Genomic DNA, 21,992 nt, shown 5'->3' with positions numbered 1-21,992 from the left:
TTTAGCTCCGGCACGTAGTGGGTAGACGAATGAATCGGCCGGTCTCTGTCGGTCTCGTCGTTTTCGCCATCCTCGCAGCCGTTGTGGGCGTTAGCGGATCAGCCGTTCTCGCACCGTCTGGACTGGCCGGCCCCACCGCGATGGAAACGGCTCCCGACGAAACACGGGGCGGGACGGCCGACTTCGATGACTCCGGGTTCGGTGCCGTTCGGGGCCAGGATTTCGTTTCGAACGTCGATACGACGACGTTCGAAATCACCGTTCACGAAAACGGGAGCGCGACGTGGACGTTCCGTCACGAACAGCGGTTCGGAAACGGAGAGAACGAGACTGAGGCACGACAGAACTTCAACGCGTTCGCCGAGGAGTTCGAGGCCAACCAGACGGAACTCTACGATAGCTTTCGGAACCAGTCACGACTGCTGACCCAGGCCGGTAGCCAGGAGACCGGCCGGGAGATGGAAGCGACGAACTTTCACCGATCCGCCCGGATCGAAGAACAGCTTACTCCGACGGGCGTCGTCGAGATGTCGTTCCTCTGGACGAACTTCGCCGTCGTCGAGGACGACCGCATCGTCGTCGGTGACGTCTTCGAAGACCTCTACATCGGCCCCGATCAGCGAATCGTGATCGAAGCCGGCGGTGACCTCACCTTCCGGACCGTCGAACCGGACAGCCAGTACGCCGGCAGCTCGCTCGCGGACGCCGACTCGGTCAGCTGGAACGGGGAGCAGGAGTTCGTCGACGGCCGTCCGCGCGCGGTGTTCGATCGTCCCGGAGCCGGCGCCGGAAGCGGCAACGAATTGGACGGATCGTCACCCGTTGCGGGTTCCGTCCCGTTCCTCGCTGGCGGCCTCGTCGTCGTCGTCCTCGTTCTCGCGGCCGTCGTCTGGTATCGGCGGAACGTCTTCGGAGCTACCGACGACGATACGGCGGCCGAATCGGCGGCATCGACGACCGGTCGCGAACCAGCGGCCGGAGGCGAAGAGGCGTCATCACCGGGCTCGTCTGCCGTTTCCGGCCAAAACGCCGGAACGGACTCGCTGTCGGAAGAGGAGCTGATGACGGACGAGGATCGCGTCGTGAAACTCATCCGCGAAAACGGCGGCCGAATGAAACAGGTCAACATCGTCGAAGAAACCGGCTGGTCGAAGTCGAAGGTCAGCATGCTCCTCTCGGACATGGAAGACGACGGCACCATCAGCAAACTCCGGGTCGGCCGCGAGAACATCATTAGCCTCGAGGGATTCGAACCCGAAGCGACGAAATCGCCGTTCGACGAGTAGTCCTGTCAGAGATCGGATTCGTGGTACTGCGCGCCACTCTCGTGGCGAAACGGAATCCTTAAACATCGTACCGCGCAACAATCGAATGCAGACGAAGTGCGCTCCGATGGTGTAGTCCGGCCAATCATATTGCCCTCTCACGGCAATGACCAGGGTTCGAATCCCTGTCGGAGCACTCCTTCCTTCCGCTGTCTCCTGGTTTTGAGCTGTGGCTTCCGGTGTTTACCAATGTCGCCACAGGGCAATCACGTAATTCGGAACGGAGTATCGTATCGCAGTCGGGTGATGAGCTACTCTTGCCCAACAGCCAGACTCGCCGGATTCAGTTAGGTCGAATACGGGTCAAGCTCTTTCCGGCCAGGTACTTCTAAGGAGAAAACGCGACCATCGAATCAGACTCTCACTGAGTATCAGCGTACTCATACAAACCCAGAAGACGCCCGTGAAAACGCTGAAATCAGCTACGCAGAGACGGGAAATCGCACGGTGAAAGCGACTTTATACGGTTTTTACCGATCAATGCAAACCACAGGCTTTGCAGAAATCGATGCAACCGATGAACTCCTAACGATCGGTTTGAGCTGTACTCGATATCAGGAGGCAGATCATGATGAGTGATTTAGACGGGATCACGCTGGTGACAGGTCCAGCAGAGGAGTATCTTAATGAACGACAGCTCACGGATTACCGCACCCAGCGAGCTAACTGTCTACGCTGGTTGCTTCATTTCGGCAAGGATCCCGAACACGTAGAAGGGTACGCGTTTGAGACAGTTAGAGCGCGCTCCAGTCGCATGGACATGTTCTATCGGTGGATCTGGAACACTGAGGATCGCTACGTTGCAGCACCGACGCACGAGCATGCTGACGCCTATATGAAAGAACTCGCCTACCGTGATACCAGTAATGCGGACAAATAGAATCATCAAAAAGCGGTTCAGATGCTATTCAAGTGGCGTACACACGAACACGGGATCGACGAATGGGATCCCTCTATCACGTTTTCGACGTCGGATTCGGCCAGTCAGCCGAAGGATTTTTTCACACGGGAAGAACGGCGACAACTCCGTGACGCAACTCTGGAGTACGGGAGTATTCCCGGTTACAATGATCTCTCGCCGGCAGGACGCGATCGATGGCGCGCGCACCTCGCTCAGCGGTTCGAGAAGCCGAAATCGGAAGTGACTGCCTGTGACTGGGATCATGCGAACGGGTGGAAGGTTCCATCACTCGTGGCCACGAGTCTGGATACGGGCTTACGACCGATCGAGGTCGAACGAGCGCGTACATACTGGGTCGATATCGGCAACCAAGTACTGCGGATCCCCAAAGACGAGAGTTCCAAGAATAGGGAGAATTGGGTTGTGAGCCTCCACTCCAGAACAGCCGATATGCTCGATCACTGGCTCGATGAGCGAGACGCATACCCAGATTATGACGATACGGATGCACTCTGGCTGACGCGCGAGGGGAACGGGTATCGCTCACACGCGCTCAAATATCTCCTCGAACAACTGTGCGACCTTGCAGAGATCGATACCTCAAACCGTTCGATCAGTTGGTACACTATTCGACATTCAGTAGGGACGTACATGACACGGGAAGAAGGACTGGCAGCAGCACAGATGCAACTTCGTCATCAGAGTGAACAGACAACGATGAAATACGATCAAGCACCAGTTGAGGATCGTCGGGACGCCTTGGACCGTATGGGCTAACATACGAGTTTAGCAGTAGACCGTAATACGATTTCTTTATTCAGAAACATCTCCTGAAAACGGATTAGGCGATTCGGTAACTACGTGTGCGTACTTACCACTGGACATTCTACCAGTTACAATAGATGTTCTCGCTGCCGTGCAAGATACACGGCGCGAATGTAACACGAACTGAGAGTCAATCTGTGAAGGGTTATGATCGATCAATACAGGTGAATGGTGTAACAGTAGTTGGTAACGCGGTTCATTTATTCAAGAATTAACTTGGAAGAAAGCAGTGCCATGATTTCTCATGAGAGCTGCGCTGGGTTTTGTGCTTGGAACGTATGTTGTTCGTATGGCCTTGTTGAAACCCTCAATCGGTGATAGGTTTCAGCAGCCGTGCTGCATACAGCGCGCGAATGTCGCACAACATCTGGCCTGATTTACGACGGTGGTGATCGCTAAGTACAGGTGAAAGAAGTATCGTGACTGCTGATTTTCATTCAACCAGAATTAGCTGATTTTATGCTCAGCATCCGTGTCTACTGACCGGCCAAAATAGCGAGGGAGGTGACTAAAAGGGACAGAGACTGTAAGAATAATCTGGGTGAACACAATGGCCGATCCTAAGCGGGTCGTCGCCGTTTGTGACCGTTGCGGATCAGTGTACGCCGCAAAGGTATTATTATCGGGAGAAATCCGCCCAATCGGAACCAGTTCCTGTTCCTGCGGAAATAGGAAGTTCCGAAAGCTTCTGTAATCAGTCCCGCCTCTGTACAGAGTATTGCTGTGCGGATATTTCCGCCTCGCCTTAGAGCGAATTGGGTGTTCAGTACGCAGATCTACGGAACGGCTGGTTCGTTAGATTAGACGTGGAAGAAACGAGACCATCGTACTGAACTCATCCTCTGTAGTCAGTACGTGACTTCTAACAGAAACTGGGTAGGTTTCTGCGAGCGTGCTGCATACACGGCGCGAATGCGGCACGAGACTGTGGCCGGTCTACGAACGTGGTGCTCAGTACAGGTCAGGCATTTATTGATGCAAGGGTAGATTGGTACTCTGTATGCCCGAAGAAGTTCTGTTCAAATCAGAGAGTGGCCAAACCCGAGAAGAAATCGCATCGTATCTTCACAGCGTCGCTGAGAAACTTGAACAAGGCGATGCTGTCACGCTCAAATCTGGTTCCGAGTCCGTGACGATGGAACCGCCAGCCCGCCCCACGTTTGAGGTCAAAGCCGAACGCGAGGGGCCAACAGACGGGCCCGGTAAATTGAGTGTTGAGTTCGAACTCGAATGGGACGAGAACGGCAGTGAGGGAGACGGCAAGAGCGGCCAGTTGGAAATCGAGTGAATCGTAATCCATTCGATTTCCACCACTTAAGACGACTGTCTCCATCATGCGGTGTACCTTGGTTATCCACTGACGCAACCCGGTAGACGACATTTTTAACGCCTGTTGGAAATATACAGTAGTACGAAAATGAGGATTGTAGAACCACTCTCTCCTAGAGCAAACGACCGTTTCAGGCAGACAAGGCGATGACTCCCACCGTACTGGCGATCCTACTTATAGGATACGGCCTTGGGCTCATGACCGCTGCATACACATTAGCACCAGATACGACGGCTTTACTCGGCGGTATGTTAGTCGCTGTTTCTTCTCTCTATATCGTCATAACCGATGACTGGTGGAAATAGGTCGATGAGGCAGAAGAGACAAATCCAGTGGTCGCACTTTTCCTCAATAACCTTCGGTCATTCTGGAACACTCAAATCGAACTGGATCTCCGACGCACGGTCACAAACTCGACGAGCAGCACGCCCTCTTTGGACCTGCTGGAGAGCGGCTATTGCGGCATACAGAGGACCCGCGCGATAGGTCCTACTGTTCAGATTCACTAACAGTGATGACCGGGACTGGTGCCGACCGAACAGTCTTTTCTGCGACGCTCCCTAACAGAACGCGGTCGGTCCCACGCCGCCCGATCGTCCCTATAACAACCGCCTCGATCTCGTTTTCATCTATACAGGCGAGAATGCCTTCCACCGGGCTCCCGTGCTCGATGGAGTGGACGATATCCCTGAGATCGTACTCCTCAGCTACCGAAACGAGGTCGTCAATAGCCTCCTGCGCGGCTGCCTCGCCAGTTTCACTCGAAGCAGTTGACCGGACATCGAGGCCGAATGAGGCATCATCCACGACGGACAGCAGATGGACAGTTGCGTCAAGCGCCGATGAGAGTGTTAGCCCGTGTTCAGCCGCACGAGTCGCACCTCTACTCCCGTCTGTCGGGATAAGAATATCTTCGTACGGAAATGCAAACTGTTCATCGGGTTGCATTCGTGCTGTCAATACAGGGACCGACGAGAGACGAACCACTTTCTCGGTGATACTGCCCATGAGATAGCGGGATACCCCCTCACGGCCATGTGTTGGCATTACGATTACGTCATGCCCGTATCGCTCAGCATACTCAGTTATCGTCGGTGCTGGATTACCCTGAACGACATCTGTCTCATAGTCAACACCGAGTGTCTGGAGCGTCTTTTCTGCTTCTGCGACGATGTCCTTCCCCTGTTGGCGGAGTGCGTCCACGGTTTGTCCCTTAATAACAGTCACCGAATCACGCGTTGTATCCGCGACAAAAAGGACGTGAACCGTGGCGTCGGCCCAGTGGGCGATTTCGGCAGCATGGTGGAGGACGGCTGCTGCGCTGTCATTTCCATCGAATGGAAGTAAAATGTCCTCGTACATAGTTCAGCCTTGGATTCTATGATGAGAGGTCCCTAATGATTTTGCCTCCTCACGGTAAGCGGACAGAAAAATTGTGACTTCGCTCACGCGTCTCTGGTAGTACGTACATGTACTTACGGCACGAGTTCGCTGTTCGTGAATGCGTGAAAGTCAGAGGGGCGATTTTGAACAAATAGGCTCTGTTGAAATACTATTTTCTCGACACCTTTCTTGCCAGAATAGTCGTTAGGCAGGTGGGGAACTGATAGTTAGAGAAATTACCAGCTTCGATGGATATTATGCGAGCGTGCTGCATACACAGCGCGAATGCGGCACGAGATCGTGACCGACCTACGAGAGCGGTGATCGCTCAGTACAGAGGCCCTACTTCACAGTGTCTTCTCTGATCAGCGGAAGAAGAAGTCTCGCCAATTCTTCTGTTCCTCTGGCAGCGATTGGTGCATCAGGCTGGTATTCTTCGCCGACGTAGACAGTTCTAAACCCGACTTCAAGGGCAGGCACAATGTCTTCCTCGAATGTATCTCCTACATAGATGAACGTTTCCGCTGGGAGCCGTTTCTTCGCTTCCTCGAAAATATCCTGTTCTGGCTTCCGTGACCCGACCTCGTTCGAGACGATGACGGTATCCACAAGGTCGGCAAGCCCGTGTTTCTCAAGCTTCCGTCGTTGCATGCGCCCGTCACCGTTCGTGAGTATCCCGGTCTGGCACCGAGTTGCGACGCGTTCCACGAGCTGTCGTACCGAAGGACGAATATGTGTCGCAGTGGCTTCTTTCTCGATGTATGTTGCCGCAATCGCCTCTGGATTCACGTCGAGATCGTACTCTTGACGAACGATCTCGAACGCTCGCCTATACGGATCTTCCTCCACCTGTGTAATTCCTGAAAGTACCTGCTCAAAATATGTGTTAGCCATCTCCTCAGAGGCGTCGGTGGGGACCGTCTGTGCAAAGAGTTCTGTGAAGGGGGTGGTGTAGTCGATAAGGGTCCCGTCAAGGTCAAAATACACCGTAGTTGTCATAACAGTCGTCTCTCTGTCTCTCGAAAAGTGAGTTTCGATATGTGCGCACACCTACCTAACGGCTATTTTGTCATTGGTGGTCTGGAATGAAGGGTGTCCCCTGCTGACTACATCCTCTGTATTCAGCACTCCCCCCTTGACAGCAGTTCGGTAATTCGATCAGATCTTGCTAAATACAGGGCGCGAATGTGGCACGGACAGAGAGCGATCCACGCGGAAGGTCGAACGCTCAATACGGGTGAGATACCTACCGCTCGGGGGTAGACGTGCATGGTGTCGTTTGCCCGACGCATTTGTGTGGGCAACTTCGGCTCTACTTGTTCGTTCCCTGCATTACGAGGCGTGCCGTCACAAGGTCCTGTTCTGAGGCCCTGAGGAATCCCTTCGTGAAGCCCGCACCGAACATCGCGTTGACGAGAGCATCACCTTTCTCGGGTGCCTCCTCATGGTTCACAATAGTGGCGAAGCGAAAGGTGTGGGAATTCCCTGTCGCGGCGTCAAACGTCAGATGCCACCGGTACCGTCTCGTCGACCGGTCAGTTCCCAGGTAAAGGTTCGAGTCGGCGTTGCCATCGTCAGCCGGAACAACGTCTCCAGAGCGAGAGACAAGAGAACCTGAGTTCCAGCCGTGTTCGACCGTCAGGGAGGCAGTCTTCCACCCGTTCCTCGCCTCATAGTTCGATCCTGGGATAAGTTGACACTTGGTAATGAGGGCGTATCGATCTGTCGATTCGAGGTCAAGAACTGACGCGGACTGTCGAACGGTACCGTACGTCTTGCTTCCCGCCGTCGTCGTGTCGGTGGCCACGACGGGGCTGTTCCGTTGACCTGTCGAAGGTACTGGCTCCTCGGCGTACGTGGCTGGTGGAATGGAGGGCTTGTCGGCAACCCCGGCTTTGGCTCCGAGGACGCCGACGACCCCGGCGCTGGCGGCCAGTCCGAGAAGCGTGCGACGTTGCATCGTTCCGAGGGAATCTCTCTGGGATTGAACATCTGTTGATAGTACTGATAGATGAACGCGGCACTGTCTAGTTTAGCACCTCCGCTGGCATCTGTCCGTTAAGTGATTGGTGCGGTCGTTGTGTATTGTAGTGGTGTACGAACTGTTCAATCCATTCTCTGACGGTCGCCCGACTGCCCACCCATGAATTATGGAAGCGCTCAACTCGCATCTTGAAGGTGTGAAACCACTTTTCGATCAGGTTTCGATCACCGTAGTCGAGTTGACCGCTCAACCCTAATCGAGAGAGGGCAGTCAGATAGCCGTAGCCATCAACGAGAAACACCGTCTCGGAGAGATCGTGTTTCTCGGTCAATTTATGCAGGAATGCAGCGGCTGGATCGGTGCCTCGCCGTCCAAACACTGCGACATCGAGAATCAGCCGTGAGTCTAAATCTATTGCAGCATATACCCAAGACCATTTTCCGTTAATCTTGACAGCAATTTTATTAATAGCGACCCGCGACGGCTGCGCCGTCGGCGGGTCTGGGACGCTGTCAGCCAGCCATGTACCCAGTGCCAGATTGCTTGATGAGTGCGTTCTACACCGATCAAGCGAAGAATTGCTTGTGTCTCTCGAAGCGAACACCCGGTCGCGTGAAGACGGACGGCGAACACCCTGACGGGCGTCGCCGTCCGCTCACGCTCCCAAGCTTCATCAAATTCCGCCGCGTAGCACTCGCTGAGCAGGTCTGCGAGCGTCATAGCCAAACTAGCTCTACGACCTGCTCGTTTCTCAAACCGCCCTAACTAGACGGTGCCGTTGGCAAGCATGTCTCAGATCTCTTCCCTGAAGAGACGGTCGCACTCCTGAAGCCGAACCTCCGAGCGACGATAGAAGGGAAGACACGTTCATTTGATGTTGAGTATGACGAACGAGTACACCACATTGAGACACGGACAGTACATCTTGATGGAGAACCGTATGGTGTGTTAGTCACACAGGAAGTGACTGATGTCCGGCAGGCAACGGAGGAACTTGAGCGCCAAAACGAGCGTCTTGATCAATTTGCAAGTATGGTGTCCCACGATCTTCGGAACCCGTTAGCAGTCGCCTCCGGAGAGCTCGAGCAGTATCGAGCGACAGGCGATGACACCTGCTTAGATGGGATCGAAGACTCCTTAGAACGACTCGAGGAGCTAATCGTAGATCTCACAGCACTGGCCCGATCCACTACACCGGCACAGGAACACCAGTCGGTGTCGCTCTCGGCGGTTGCACAAGATGCATGGGATGGAATTGAAACCCGATCAGCGTCCATAGAAACGCGAGGGTCCACACTTCTTGGTGATCGGAGTCAATTGCGGCACTTTTTGAAAATCTGTTTCGAAACGCGATCGGTCATGGTGGCGAGGATGTAACTGTTCGAGTTGGTCCTCTCGATGGTGGTTTCTACGTTGAGGATACGGGTGACGGAATCCCGCCAGAGAAACAGGAGCAGGTGTTTGAGCATGGATTTACGACGGGCTATGGTGGGAGTGGAGTCGGGCTGACGATTGTTAGTCGGATCGCCACCGGTCACGATCTGAGTATCGCACTTACCGACAGTCCAGAGGGCGGCGCACGGTTTGAATTCAAGAAGGAGCCGTAGGGAGATGGTGTTTACTCATCGAAGAGCATGGAGAAGAGTTTCCGCTGTCCTGCTCGAAGATGGCCATTGAACGTTGGCTGTGTCACGCCTAACGACTCGGCAACCTCTGTCGCCGAGCTTTCTCGAGGCCACTCAAAGTAGCCGCTATGATAGGCAAGTTGCAGCGCCTCTAACTGCCGGTCAGTCAATGTGTCCTCGATATCGGCATAGAACGATTCCGCCGTCTCTACCGACTGCGTGACGCGCTGAACCGACGTTACCGTTGTGTCCGAGTAGACATCCTTGAATTGGTCAACGAACGTACTGACATCGTTTCTCTGTGGCAGCGCCACGATCGCCTTAACGGCCTCTTCGGTCGCACTAAGATGTGTGACTGAAGCATCAAACTGTTCCATCATCATCGGAATACCAGATTCCACATCGACCACAGCTTCGAACAACGTTCCCTGATCCCGCTCCGCAATCTGACGAACTGTGGTCACACTTGGCGATTTCTCGGCAGTAGTGAGTACCGTCTCCCCCGGAACATCAGAGACCGTGAAGAACAACTGTAATCCATCATCTGTTTCCGGCAAGACTGTGTTTATCTCCAAGTCGCCCTCAATCTGGTTCGCTAGCCGGCGAAGCCGGCTCTGCGAGTCCGTGATTCGGAGACCGACTTCGGTGAACTGAGAGGTGTGGAGGCTCGCCCTTGTCTCAGCAGCATCAATCGCATGGGCGATTGTCGCACCGAGTTCTTCCAAGACGTTCTGTTCCATCTCGGTCATTGCGTTTGGCTCATCCGCATACACGTTCAGCACACCGTACTCAGTACTGCTGTGAACAAGTGGGATGCTCAGAGCCGAATAGAACCCATTCGCAAGAGCAACACGACGCCATGTCTCGAATTCTGTGGTCGTCAAGACGTTGGGAACGGCATAGACCTCGTCTGACTTGAGGGCTCGTCGAGACGGACTATCGATAACGTCCTGCGTACTGGAGTCCGTATTGTCACCATCTACATCGGTTAATGCGTACAGTTCGTCGAGATATGGGTTCCCATCGCCTGCCCACTGCTGTGGGATGAACGTCTCGGTAAGCGGATCACGATCACCAATCCAGACAAATCGATACGACTCAGTCTCAGCCAAGTGCTTACAGACGATCGTTTCGATTTCCTCACGGCTCGACGCCTGGACGAGTGCTTGGTCAATCTGACGAATCGTCTGATTGATTTGGTTCAGATGACGCAGCTGTTCGTTCCGTTTCTCGAGCATGCGTTCATGCTCAGCCCGCTCCAGCGCGGCCTGCGTCGACCGTGCGACAGTCTGTGCGAATTCGATATTCCTCTCGTCGAATGCGCCCGCATGTGTAGACCCGACGAACAATACGCCATGCCGATCAAGGGGGAATACCATCCCGCTCTGAAGAACCGTATTTAGTGCCGGCAGTTCGGTCTCCGACTGGAAGTTCTGGAAGACCCGTTCTTCGTCAGCGACGAACACGTCCCAAAGAAGATCCACATAGTTATCGGGAAGTGAGACAGTATCAGCATCGTCTGCTGTAGAAAGGGCAACTGACTCTGGCTGTAACGAGTCAGACTGTTCATCGTAGAAAAACACTGCTGTAAGCGATGGAGAGATCCCGCTATTGAGTGTAGCAATTGCCTGATCGACGACTTCCTCTGTGTCCCCGTGCAGCAGTTCTCGGCTGGACTCGGCAAGTTCCGACAGTTTCCGGTCGCGCTCCTGAAGTTTTCCACGTGTTCGCACGCGGTCAAGGTGCGTCTCAACGAATTCTTCACTACCCATTGTGGGTGTCTCGGCTTCGAAGAATTCCTCGGGTGGCAGGTACGCGAAATTCTGTGTAACTGTGGCGTTGTACACTTGATGCGGATGTGCCCGGATGATATCGTGAAGCAGTTCAGATGAGAACCGTGTTCGATTGTACTGACAGAGGCCGATAGCAGGGAGATCGGGGAAATAGTTGTTCAGTTTATTTTCGTATTTGACGAGGTTGTCAAGTGTCTCACTGTCATCAGTGAGGGACCACGTCATTTCGGCTACCATTCGAAACCGGTTGTATTCGTCGTTTTCAACCGCATCATGGGCAGTCTCATCGATGAGATCGATCATTTCGTCGACGTCGAATTCGTCGGACTGCTGGTAGAGGTCGGCGGGGGTCTGAAATGAGAGCGCGCCTGAATCACGTGCAGCATCGACATCGATACCGGCTCCTTTGAACGCGGTGATGAGTTCGTCTTCCGTGTTCTCATCAGCGACGTACATGACGCGGTCGTTCTGTTCGAGACCTTGGCGGACAAAGGGAACCGCAGCCGCGAGTTGTTCGTCGAACGTTTCGTAAATCAATGCGAGATGATTCTCTGGCCCTGGCTCGTGCGTGGGGGGTGGCTGCTCGGTCGGGGCGTGCATTTCAGAGGGTGTCACCGGCTGATTCTCCGTATCCGTGTCTGAATTCGAGGTGTTAGTCATAGTGAGGCGGAGGGGACTCGTTCAGAAGACTGGAATCGTTCGACTGGGAAAAGAGGCAGGGCCATATTGATAGGCCCGACATATGGCGGGTGCACATATTGATAGCTATAAACCGTATATAACGGCAGTCGGTTGATTGCAGCAATGGATTCGGGAGAGCAACCGATTATGCGAAAGGCCGACTCTGAGGCGCTTCCGGTCGCGGTGGTGAATGCTATTGCGGAAGCGAAGCAGGTTGACCCAGATGAGTTGAGTCCAAAACTTGCTGATGTGATTGATCCGGATGCGCTAGCCGATCTGTTTCGTGGGTCAGATGCTCAACGTGGTGAAGGAGAACTTGTCTTCGCATTTGGAGAGCATGATGTGCGCGTTCATGCGTCAGGAGTAGTTGAGGTGACGTCTGAAGAGACGTATCTGGTTCGAGAGGCAGACGACTAAGATGGAAAGAGAATGGCTGCACCCAAGCTATCGGGTTGAGAAAGACTAACTACTAATGCTTATTCAAGAAACGATGATGAAATGAATTCTCTTACCCTGCTCTGTGCGGTTGGTGAACCCGTCCAGAGTGATCTTCTCCAAACACTCGATCAGGAGGCCAAATTCGAGGTTCTTAGGGCAGAAACTGAAACTCAGACGCTCGCTTTTCTTGAGGAGGAATCAATTGATATGCTTCTGTTCAGGTGTGGGTTCACCGACACGGGTACTAACCAGTTCCTTCGGCAAGTGCGACAACAAAAGCCACTTCTCCCAGTAATCGCCCTAGTTGGCGATGAGAGCACATCGCTTACTGAGACCTCTCGATCGAAGGTGACAGCAACTGTTCCGATACACCGCTCTAACGTCTCTGGTCGTGTTCAGGAGACAATCCAGCAAGTTATTCTGTATCTCCATACTGGACAAGAACACACTCACGATCAGTCCAAGGAGATTCTCAATCAAATCACGGATGGGTTCTACACACTCGACGATGACTGGCGGTTTACATACGTGAACAAAACTGCTGAAACGTTACTTCAACAATCTGCAGACGACTTACTTGGATGTACGCTCTGGGAGGTATTCCCCGAAGTCACAGAGACAATTGTTCCTGAGGAATTTAGACATGCAAAGGATACGGGGGAGAACATAGAATTTGAGATTTACTATGAGCCGCTAGAAACCTGGTTTCACATACTTGCCGTTCCATCCCAAATGGGTCTCTCTGTGTTTCTTCAGGATATTACGAGTCGCACACTTCTGACACGAGCGATGGATACGGCAGAACTGGGGATTGTGATCACAGATCCCAAACAGCCGGACAATCCGATTGTCTATGCGAACGAAGGCTTTGAAACACTCACTGGATATACTGAGGCAGATGTTCGGGGGCGCAATTGTCGATTCCTCCATGGTCCACGAACACGCACTGAGGCCATTCAACAGATCCAGACAGCTGTCGATACCCACGAGTCGATCTCAATTGCGATTGTGCATTACCGGAAAGACGGGTCTCCCTTTTGGAACCAAGTTCAGATTGCACCAGTGTTTGAGCCACAAGGGAGGCTCACGCATTTCATCAGCTTCCACCAGAACATCACAACTCGAATTGAAGAGGAACGGCGTGTGGAGTTACTCCATCGGGTGTTGCGCCACAATCTGCGAAATGGTATGAACGTCATCCTGGGTCAGGCCTCATTGCTTGAAGAGAACTCCGCACTCGCGGAAGACCAAATCACCCCGATACTCGAATCTGGGACGGAACTCCTTCAGATCGCCGAACGAGCCCGTGATATTGATGCCGTGCTTGACCACGAGCACTTCGAACCCACTGCTATCTCGGTGAGGCAAGCTGCTGCGACTGCTATTGACGCCGTCAGTTGTACCTATCCCGATGCGGAGATTATAACAGAAGTTCCAGATGGTCTGTCTGTTATCGCCTCAGGTGCCCTTGCGGTTGCGGTTGAGGAACTGCTTGAGAACGGCATTAAGCATGCTGAGACTTCCTGTCCGGCAATCACGGTGGCAACAGAGCGGGGGGTTCAGCAGTTTCATCCTGCGGGGGAAGACTGGCCGGTTGTTCAGATTTCGGTCATCGATTCGGCACCACTACTTACTGAGCAAGAACAGACGGTACTTCTGGGTGAAGGTGAGACACCCCTTCGTCATGGGAGTGGACTCGGCCTGTGGCTTGTTCAGTGGATTGTTACACTGTCTGGTGGCATCATCAGCGTCACAGAGCATCCGTCCGGTGGCAATGAGATCACACTGATGCTTTTGGACGCCAAGGAGGCAATCGGGAATCACCAGTGATCGTGCTGGCTGCGTTTAATTAGTAGTAGTTGGTAATACGTTTCTTTATCCAGAGTTAAACACGAAACCCGTGTTCAGTATAGGGCAATTACGTACTACGAGATGGATGGTCCAGTAAATCATCTGGAGGCCAATTTTCTAACTCTTCAGCAGCATCAAACAGTTGCTCGACTTCTGGTTTACTGGCAAGTGAAACTTTATTCTCCTCCCAATTCACGTTGATGATTCCTTTCTCTCGTAGCAGTGGCAAGGATCCATGGACCAATCGGATATGGGCACGTTCAACCGTTGTATCGCTGATTTTTTGGGAAGAGATTTGATGTCGCCGAGAAGCCACCTCTCGTGAGAGTTCCGTTATACTGCTTGTTTCATCCCTTTCTACTAACTCGTGGAGTACCAACTGACGGTCTGCGCTGGCAAGGATACGAAATGCCTCCATCTGATCCATCATATCTGAAATAACGTCTCTAAGGGCGAAAGCGGTACTGTCTAACCATATTGGTATGCTTGCACATGCTCGCTACATTCTTAGGATATGTTCAGTACGCAAGGTGTAGTGAGCGAGTGGTTCACCGGTCTCGGCGTGAAACAAACGGATTCGTTGTGCTGGACTTATCCTCTGTATCCATCAACCGTGTTCTGACAGAATCTGAGCAGATGATCTTAGCCGTGCTGAATACAGAGCGCGAGCAGGCCACCAGCACATATATTTGTATTTTGTAGCCTGAGAAAGGTTATGACGGTATACCGCTTCTACTGCTTGATGATGAATTCACAAAGAAGTGATAGTCTCCCGGCTGCTATAACACCCGCTACCATTACACGCCGAAAACTACTCACAGCAAGCGGTTTCGTTGTAGCTGGCGGGCTGAGTGGATGTCTGAATCGGGTGGCGTCGATGGTGACGAACACGGGGGCGTCGCCTGCGGCGGTGTTCGCGGGCTCTGGGATGGGCAGCTCGGTCGGGGAGTTGTTGGGTGAGCCGCACGTGAGTCGGTTGACTCCGACGCTGTCGGGCGAGGCCGAGTTAGAGGGGTGGGTCACGTCGTCCTCAATAATGGCGACAGACTACAACTCATCGCGGAGCAACAAGCCCCGGACGCGGTCGTCGGACGGAGACTCAGATGGGGATGGTGTGGCTGACGCGGACGAGGAGGTGGAGCGGGTTCTCGCGTATCTGGGCGGGAATGCAGTTGTGGCTGAGCGGTTTACCGTCTGCCTGCCTGACGCGGAGGCTCCGAGTGGGAACGGGAGTATCGCGGAGGTGGTAACGCCAAAGCGATTCATTGATTACATGACGGGGAAGTCTGACGCTGGTGGGCGGGTGTACTCGTGGGGGACGTCGAAGGCGGCTTCGGATGGGTCGGGTGATTGTGATGATGAAGACGACGACCTTTTCCCAGGAGCGGTGTGTGGGACTTCGCCTCACTTGATGGCCGATATCACGGGGCCGACGGGGACGAGTGGTAGGCTTGAGGTGCTTCGTTCTGGAGACGGGTCGGTACTGGTGGTGAATTCGCCGCCGGAGACCGATGGTGGGTCGGCGACGACGTGTGCGGCGATGGTGAGTGATGACCCGTGTGGACCGGGTGTGTGGGCTCGGACGACCGAGGGGTCGTCGATGAGTGGTGGGTTCGTGGTCGCGCAGGTACTGGTGCAGCCGCCAGAGTGTCCGCACCCGTTTCCGGCATTGTTGTTCGTGACGCGTGGGCGGAGTGATGACCAGCTCGTGTACACAGGTGGGTGGATCATCGATGATGCTGCACTGTACGAGGATTCGGTGACGGTGCTATTGACGTCCGATGTCCCGCAGGTGATCGGTGTGGACGTCGGGGATTTGGACCTGGATGGGGATGGGCTGGGTGACGGGATCGCGCGCTCGCTCTCCAAGGAGCAGGGTTCGCAAGTCGTCAGCGGGTCCGTCGATACGCTTGTGAAGACAGGTCTGCTGTCAGAGGGTCAGAAAGAGAGTGTTGACAGCTTCAGGCGCAAGAAGCCGGGTGGACGATCGGCTGATGGTCATGGTGGCGGGCGGATTGTGGTGACGCACGTGGCGTTGGATGCGCCGATTCTCCACTTAGTGAACGCGGATCAAGTGTCGAACGAGGTAAAATTCAAGGCAGGAGCTGAACTGTCGAAAGCAGTGAACTGATTTTCTCCCGCTGACTGCTCTCTCACTGCTTGGCCTGATTCAACATTCTGTTCAGCACGGGTGGTGTAGAGTAACTGAGCGTTCCAGCAGGCCCGTAGACAAGCCTTGCTCAAGACGAGTCTTGAGGTGCTGGCGGCGTATGGCTCACGCCTTCAGTTCACGAGAGGTGTTACATGCATCCTCTGTAGTCAGCACGCGACTTCTAACAGAAACTGGGTAGGTTTCTGCGAGCGTGCTGGATACAAAGTACGGATATCGCACAACATCTGGCCTGATTTGCGAAGGTAGTGATCGCTAAGGGTAGGGTGAGCGTTTTCGCTGTATTCAGTTTGTACACACTGGCAATTATACGCTATCTCGAAATTCGAACCGAGCACCTCCCTCAGCACTTTCTGCGAGAGAAACCTCAAGATCGTGTTCAGTAGCGATTCGGTTGACAATTGTCAAGCCGACACCGCTTCCACCATAGCCCGTCGTGAACCCGTGCTTGAACACTTCCTCACGGTCCTCGAGTGAGATCCCTTTCCCCGTATCTTCAACGTAGAAGCCGTCGCCCGCAGGGCCGACTCGAACAGTTACGTCTACTCCCCCGTGGCCAATTGCATTTCTAAATAGATTTTCGAAGAGCGCCTGTAACTGACTCCAATCACCGACGATTGTGCAGTCCTGTGTTTCGAGGGACGCCGATCGAGTCTCAATTACCTCCCAAGCGTTCCAAGCTACTGTTGCCAGCGAGACCGGCTCGTGCTCGTGAGACGGGATGCTAGATCGAGCGAGTGCCGTGAGATCTACAATAAGATCATTAACTCGCCCTAACGCATCCTCAATCCCATCGAGGTACGTGGCATCACCGGTTTCGCGGTACTGCTCAAGTTCTCCGAGCGCGATCGAGAGCGGATTGCGAAGATCGTGGGAGAGCATACTTGCGAACTGATCTAAGCGTTTATTCTGGCGTTCAAGTTCCTCCGCAGTCTGACGAACCTCAGTCACCTCTTGGGTCACCAGTACCCCGTATGGGTTCGCATCAATTCGTGCTGGTCTTGTCTCAATATGGTGAATCCGGTCGTCGTATTCGATATCGAACGAGCAGGACTTCCCATTAATTGTCGCGTTGAGTCTTGGCTCGAGTTCGACCGCAGTCCCTTCGGGAAAGAGGTCATAGAGGTATTTGCCAACCATATCCCTCGCCTTTCGGCCTGAAAATGGGAGCGTCTCAGGGCCGACGATCCGGTAGTAAAGATCAGCGTCGAATAAGACCAATACCCCATTCGGAAAATTATCGATCAAAATTCGTCGCCCATTTGGTGGGGGGTGTGTACTTTCCATGTATAGCGTCAGTAGTTCCCAATATTACTTTTCGTATGTTAAAGATGATGGCCTGAAATACCGGACAGATCCCACTCAAATGATGGGTACTCACCAACAGGCAATCGCTTCCTCTGCTCTCGACCTTTTATAATTTTACTTTCTGGTAATTGCTATGACCGATATGAGCACCACGAGGCTGCCACGTGTTTTCGATGACCTGCAGGTTGGTGTCACATTGCACGAGCCAGAAACAGGCGGCATCCTCGATATCAATACCCGCTTAGAAGAGTTATATGGCTATTCTCGGTCAAACATGCGCGAAATGGAAGTTGGGGACTTTATGGCGACTTCCACTCGGTTCTCACAGAAAGAAGCGCTTCGTCGGATTCGAGCCGCGGCCAACGGAGACGAGCAGGTCTTCGAATGGCAGATCGAACGGGCAACTGGCGAACTGGTCTGGGTTCAGGTCTGTCTCAACCAGACCATGATCGATGGGACACCGTGTGTTCTTGCTGAAATCCGAGATATAACGGAGTACAAGGCACGGGAACGACGACTCCGCCTTTTGAGCCGCGTCGTCCGGCACAACCTCCGAAACGAGACCAACGTGCTCATGGGCTACGCTGACCGACTCAAGAGCGCCATCGAAGATGAGACGCTTGAGGACGAAGTCGAGACCATTTCAGAGATTGCCACAGAGATTGGGACATTGAGTGACTCTATTCGGCAAGTCGAAGAGATTGCCGAACCCGACGCAACAGAGCGGTCACCTACGGACCTCGGCGATCTAGTGGAGGAGACCGCCGCAGAGATTAGATCTCAGTACCTAGATGTTGAACTCACTGTCGATATTCGATCAAATACGTTAGTAAATGCAGATAGAGGTCTCCGATATGCAGTGAAACACGCGCTTGAGAATGCGATCGTCCATACCGATCATAAGACTCCCATCGTCACGGTGGTTGTGACGGAGACAACTGATCGGGGGGAGATCCGAGTCATCGATACTGGACCAGCGATTCCGGAGGTTGAGACTACCGTTCTCAAGGAACCAGTCACGGCGAGTACGACATATCACGGCTCTGGTGTCGGGCTGTGGGTAATGCAGTGGTGTGTTGACGCGCTCGGTGGCGAACTCGTCTTCGAAGAAAACAACCCCCGCGGAAATGTCGTCCGGTTCTTGCTTCCTGAAATCATCTACTAAAGAGATAGTACTGATCAAAAGAGCACGTCCCAGATATGGCCACAGTTCTCGCATTTAAACGTTGTTTGTAGCCCCTCATCGAGAATTTTCCGAGTGATCACCTCACAGGGAGTGGACAGACACTCAGGACAGGAAACATCCATAACTGCCATAGGAAGGAGTTCTATGGTGATAAAGCGTACTCTGCAGTACATCGACCGAGTCTGCTCAGTTACGCAGACCTACCCAATGGCTTATTCGTGATCAACCGCGCTGATGAATACAGGTGATTGACAGAGCATAATCACTCACTGGTTGGGAGGGTGAACGAGAACGTCGATCCCAGACCGGGTTCGGACTTAACCCAGAGTTCGCCGCCGTGGCGCTCAATAATTCGCTGGCACAACGCGAGGCCGATCCCACTGCCGGGATGCTCCTCACGAGTATGGAGTCGGTTGAAGATTTCAAAGATATACTCGTGCTCATCAGGGTCAATCCCGACTCCCTCGTCCGCAACCGAGATCTGCCACCAATCGTCGCGTCGCTCAGCGCCGACGTGAATCTGGGGCGGTTCGTCCCCGCTGTACTTGATCGCATTACTCAAGAGGTTCTGATAGAGTTGCCGTAACTGGCTAGCGTCACCTTCAACGCAAGGGAGGTGTTCCTTCTGGATTTCAGCGTTCGACTCCTCGATCTGCACCTGCACATCCTCGCAAGCATTCTCGAAGACTGTTTCAAGATCAACTGGTTCCAGCGGTTCACCTTCCGTCTCGACACGAGAGTATGCCAGTAGCCCTTCGATCATTTCTCGCATCCGATCAGCCCCATTGATAGCATAGCTAAGGAATTCCTCGCCGTCCTTGTCAAAGGCGTCGGCGTACCGTTGCTCGATCAGGCGCAGGTAACTCGAGACCATCCGCAGCGGCTCTTGGAGATCGTGCGAAGCGGCGTAGGCGAACTGCTCGAGCCGTTGGTTGGTCTCCTCAAGTTGTGAAATCGTGTCCTCAAGTTCGCGCTGATGCTGCTTCCGCTCAGTAATGTCGAGTGCGGCGCAGGTAAGGCCGATAATTTCACCAGACTCGTCATGGAGTGGTTCGACCGTAAGATCGTAGGAGACCGTTCCGCTCGGCAACTCGTAGGTCAACTCCTCTCGGACACCCTCGCCAGTCTCGAGGACGCGGCGTTTGGGTTCCATAACCGTTTCCGCCGCCCCCGGTGGTAACAGCTCATCGTCGCGCTTGCCGATGATGCCCTCTGGATCGAAGTCGTCGTGGGGACTTCCGATCCACGTGTATCGGAGGTCGGTGTCGAGGCGAAAGGCGGTGAACGGCGAGTTCTCGAGTGCGAGTCTGAAATGTTCTTTCTCGGTCCGCAGTTCTCGTTCAAGATCCTTACGCTCGGTGATATCTTTGATGACACCGATGGCCTTAATCGGTGTCCCCTCGCGGTCGTAGTAGATTTCGCCATCGACAGCAACCCATCGTTCAGCACCGTCTACACGAACAATTCGGCATTCGAACGACCAGTTGCCAGACTCAAGGGCGGCGTCGAAGCTCCGCTTGACACGCTCATGGTCGCTGGGGTGGACGTGTTCGAGAAAGTGCTCGAACCCCCAGTCGTCGGGGGGATTGTCATACCCGAAGATCTGGTCGTGCCGAAGCGAACGGACGGGAGCCGTTTCACTCTGTAGATCGAGTTCCCAGATCCCTAGGTCACCGGCTTCGAGCGCCAGCCGAAGTTGCTCGTCAGTCTGCTGGAGCGCTTCCTCCTTTTTCATGAGCGTTGTTTTCGTCCCAGTCAGCGTCTGTACAGTGTCGAGCATCCGCTGGACGTGGCGTTCAGGCTGGCCTAAACCGATGAGGTCGTCAGGTGGTGCAAAGTAAATGTTCTGAGAGGCAGTAGTATCGGTGAGCAGGTACGGGTGAAGACGAATCACATCGCGGAGAAGTGCCGATGGGAACTGCGTCCGGTCGTAGAGACAGAGGCTGATTGCATCCAACTCCTTACAAGCATGGGTGAGTTGATGCTCATAGTCAACGATATCGTCTCTATTCGGGTCATCGCTACACACGGCACTCATCTGGGTGATGAGCCGCACTTCCTCATCCGTTTCAGTATCCTCGGTAATTTGCTCCAGTCGCTTCACAGGCACGGTAGTCTCACCCGGGGTTTCTTCGGACGAAATCTCCGAAATCGGCTCGACCGAGAGCGACCCTGAATCGAGTGCGATGTCAACATCGATACCGCCAGCACGCATCGCCGTCAAGAGGTTTTCTCTCAATTCATCGGTGGTTAGACAGAGGATCTGTTCGTCTCGCTCAAGACCATGGGAGATGAAGGAAACAACAGGAACGAATCGATCCTCCGCGTTTTCGTGGATTGATGCGAAATGGCCGATCCCCTGCTCATGCTCAGTGAGCAGGTCTGATTCATGAGATCGGGGGAACTGCCGTAAGGACTGAAGCACCGACGTCAGCTCCTGTTCTGCAGCCGTGGCATAGTCCTCGGGGTAACTCATTACGAGTTGAAGGCCCCTCATGGTAAAAGGTATCGCGCCTGAATGTGACTACTGATCCATCGGTGGGTTTCTGCTGACTATAGTCTCGTGTTCGATATGCATCTGTACGTACCGAATCAACCGATACATATTCACGACTCAGATTGAATAAAGAAACTGAACTACTACCCACTGTTAGGAATGCTATCTTCGATGCTACAAGGCCAATAAGAGAGATTCGGTTAGAAGACACTACTAACACTCCAACTCTCGCTTACTGTCACTGAAAGATATCGATCTCTCCCCTTGGCAACGATGAAATAACCCAGTTTCACAACTCAACCGGTGGGTCGAGGGTCGGATCGGATTTAATGATGGCAGTGAGGAACGGCTGTAGTTGGCTCAATTGCTGTGTTGGTTCGATCTGGTGGCGTTGCCCGTCGTAGTCGATCACTCCGGCGGCTTCGATCTTTGGGAGGTGGACGTGATGTAGTGAGTGTTGAATCCGTGTGAGCGTCTCGCCAGAGGCCTCTGTGAGAGGTGCCTCGTGAGTGTGTTTAGCGATTGTTTTCGTGATGTCTTGTATTGTTATCGCTCGCTTTTGCTGTGCGAGTACTGCAAGGACAGTACGTCGGTGTGGGTGTCGACATAATTCGAGAACGGTGTCGAATTCAGTGGAGCGTTTACTCATACCTTAGTTAAGCAGAGCAGGGGGAGAAAGCGTTGGCTTGTTCCTA

The 21,992-nt window shown here is 53.6% G+C and carries 16 protein-coding genes, 1 tRNA gene and 2 pseudogenes; 10 read left to right on the top strand and 9 right to left on the bottom strand.

All coding sequences use genetic code 11. The features are described 5' to 3' along the window. The first annotated feature begins 29 nt into the window (after positions 1-29). The 4 genes and pseudogenes from NDO75_RS06830 to NDO75_RS06810 all read left to right on the top strand — a co-directional run bounded on the left by NDO75_RS06830 (position 30) and on the right by NDO75_RS06810 (position 4,339). Complete coding sequence (locus tag NDO75_RS06830; RefSeq protein ID WP_310905399.1) at positions 30-1,286, top strand: hypothetical protein; 1,257 nt, start codon at positions 30-32, stop codon at positions 1,284-1,286. Between the two features lie 100 nt (positions 1,287-1,386). Then, positions 1,387-1,461: transfer RNA gene (locus tag NDO75_RS06825), tRNA-Glu, on the top strand. 435 nt (positions 1,462-1,896) lie between these two features. After that, positions 1,897-3,003 (top strand): annotated as a pseudogene (locus NDO75_RS06815) (site-specific integrase). Between the two features lie 1,048 nt (positions 3,004-4,051). Further along, positions 4,052-4,339, top strand: a complete 288-nt coding sequence (locus tag NDO75_RS06810) for an amphi-Trp domain-containing protein (protein WP_310905395.1) — start codon at positions 4,052-4,054, stop codon at positions 4,337-4,339. Between the two features lie 531 nt (positions 4,340-4,870). On the opposite strand, the gene NDO75_RS06805 is transcribed toward NDO75_RS06810, so the two are convergent. The 4 genes and pseudogenes from NDO75_RS06805 to NDO75_RS06790 all read right to left on the bottom strand — a co-directional run bounded on the left by NDO75_RS06805 (position 4,871) and on the right by NDO75_RS06790 (position 8,468). Then, positions 4,871-5,743: a universal stress protein gene (locus NDO75_RS06805; protein ID WP_310905394.1), complete on the bottom strand. Its 873-nt coding sequence runs from the start codon at positions 5,741-5,743 to the stop codon at positions 4,871-4,873. Between the two features lie 363 nt (positions 5,744-6,106). Continuing rightward, on the bottom strand, positions 6,107-6,763 hold the full coding sequence (locus NDO75_RS06800) for an HAD family hydrolase (protein WP_310905393.1): 657 nt from the start codon (positions 6,761-6,763) through the stop codon (positions 6,107-6,109). Positions 6,764-7,076: 313 nt separating this feature from the next. Then, complete coding sequence (locus NDO75_RS06795; protein ID WP_310905392.1) at positions 7,077-7,724, bottom strand: hypothetical protein; 648 nt, start codon at positions 7,722-7,724, stop codon at positions 7,077-7,079. Positions 7,725-7,791: 67 nt separating this feature from the next. After that, positions 7,792-8,468 (bottom strand): annotated as a pseudogene (locus NDO75_RS06790) (IS6 family transposase). Between the two features lie 312 nt (positions 8,469-8,780). Here NDO75_RS06790 and NDO75_RS06785 point away from each other — a divergent pair. Then, positions 8,781-9,125: a histidine kinase dimerization/phospho-acceptor domain-containing protein gene (locus tag NDO75_RS06785; protein WP_310905886.1), complete on the top strand. Its 345-nt coding sequence runs from the start codon at positions 8,781-8,783 to the stop codon at positions 9,123-9,125. Then, positions 9,065-9,355 carry a HAMP domain-containing sensor histidine kinase gene (locus tag NDO75_RS06780; protein WP_310905885.1) on the top strand — a complete coding sequence of 97 codons (291 nt, stop codon included), beginning with the start codon at positions 9,065-9,067 and terminating at the stop codon, positions 9,353-9,355. The genes NDO75_RS06785 and NDO75_RS06780 overlap by 61 nt, the downstream gene beginning before the upstream one ends. 11 nt (positions 9,356-9,366) lie before the next feature. On the opposite strand, the gene NDO75_RS06775 is transcribed toward NDO75_RS06780, so the two are convergent. Next, positions 9,367-11,826 carry an MEDS domain-containing protein gene (locus tag NDO75_RS06775; protein ID WP_310905391.1) on the bottom strand — a complete coding sequence of 820 codons (2,460 nt, stop codon included), beginning with the start codon at positions 11,824-11,826 and terminating at the stop codon, positions 9,367-9,369. 144 nt (positions 11,827-11,970) lie between these two features. Here NDO75_RS06775 and NDO75_RS06770 point away from each other — a divergent pair, with 144 nt between their 5' ends. Continuing rightward, a complete protein-coding gene (locus NDO75_RS06770; RefSeq protein ID WP_310905390.1) occupies positions 11,971-12,264 on the top strand; it encodes a HalOD1 output domain-containing protein in 294 nt (97 codons plus the stop codon). An 81-nt stretch (positions 12,265-12,345) separates the two neighbouring features. Continuing rightward, complete coding sequence (locus NDO75_RS06765; protein ID WP_310905389.1) at positions 12,346-14,115, top strand: PAS domain-containing protein; 1,770 nt, start codon at positions 12,346-12,348, stop codon at positions 14,113-14,115. An 88-nt stretch (positions 14,116-14,203) separates the two neighbouring features. Here the strand turns inward: NDO75_RS06765 and NDO75_RS06760 are convergent, their stop codons facing one another. Beyond that, positions 14,204-14,566: a hypothetical protein gene (locus NDO75_RS06760; RefSeq protein ID WP_310905388.1), complete on the bottom strand. Its 363-nt coding sequence runs from the start codon at positions 14,564-14,566 to the stop codon at positions 14,204-14,206. 447 nt (positions 14,567-15,013) lie between these two features. Between NDO75_RS06760 and NDO75_RS06755 the strand changes: the two genes are divergently transcribed. Further along, entirely contained in the window at positions 15,014-16,267 is a 1,254-nt protein-coding gene (locus NDO75_RS06755; protein WP_310905387.1) for a hypothetical protein, read from the top strand. A 345-nt stretch (positions 16,268-16,612) separates the two neighbouring features. On the opposite strand, the gene NDO75_RS06750 is transcribed toward NDO75_RS06755, so the two are convergent. Continuing rightward, complete coding sequence (locus tag NDO75_RS06750; protein ID WP_310905386.1) at positions 16,613-17,593, bottom strand: ATP-binding protein; 981 nt, start codon at positions 17,591-17,593, stop codon at positions 16,613-16,615. Between the two features lie 154 nt (positions 17,594-17,747). On the opposite strand from NDO75_RS06750, the gene NDO75_RS06745 reads away from it, so the two are divergent. Beyond that, positions 17,748-18,779, top strand: a complete 1,032-nt coding sequence (locus tag NDO75_RS06745) for a PAS domain-containing sensor histidine kinase (protein ID WP_310905385.1) — start codon at positions 17,748-17,750, stop codon at positions 18,777-18,779. Positions 18,780-19,062: 283 nt separating this feature from the next. On the opposite strand, the gene NDO75_RS06740 is transcribed toward NDO75_RS06745, so the two are convergent. Both NDO75_RS06740 and NDO75_RS06735 read right to left on the bottom strand, forming a co-directional pair. Then, positions 19,063-21,276, bottom strand: a complete 2,214-nt coding sequence (locus tag NDO75_RS06740; protein WP_310905383.1) for an MEDS domain-containing protein — start codon at positions 21,274-21,276, stop codon at positions 19,063-19,065. Positions 21,277-21,586: 310 nt separating this feature from the next. Next, entirely contained in the window at positions 21,587-21,946 is a 360-nt protein-coding gene (locus NDO75_RS06735; protein ID WP_310905382.1) for a hypothetical protein, read from the bottom strand. Positions 21,947-21,992 lie beyond the last annotated feature (46 nt).

The sequence above is a fragment of the Natrinema sp. 1APR25-10V2 genome, from assembly GCF_031626495.1.
In the GTDB taxonomy this organism is placed as follows: Archaea; Halobacteriota; Halobacteria; order Halobacteriales; family Natrialbaceae; genus Natrinema.
This window is presented reverse-complemented; position numbering and strand designations above follow the sequence as displayed.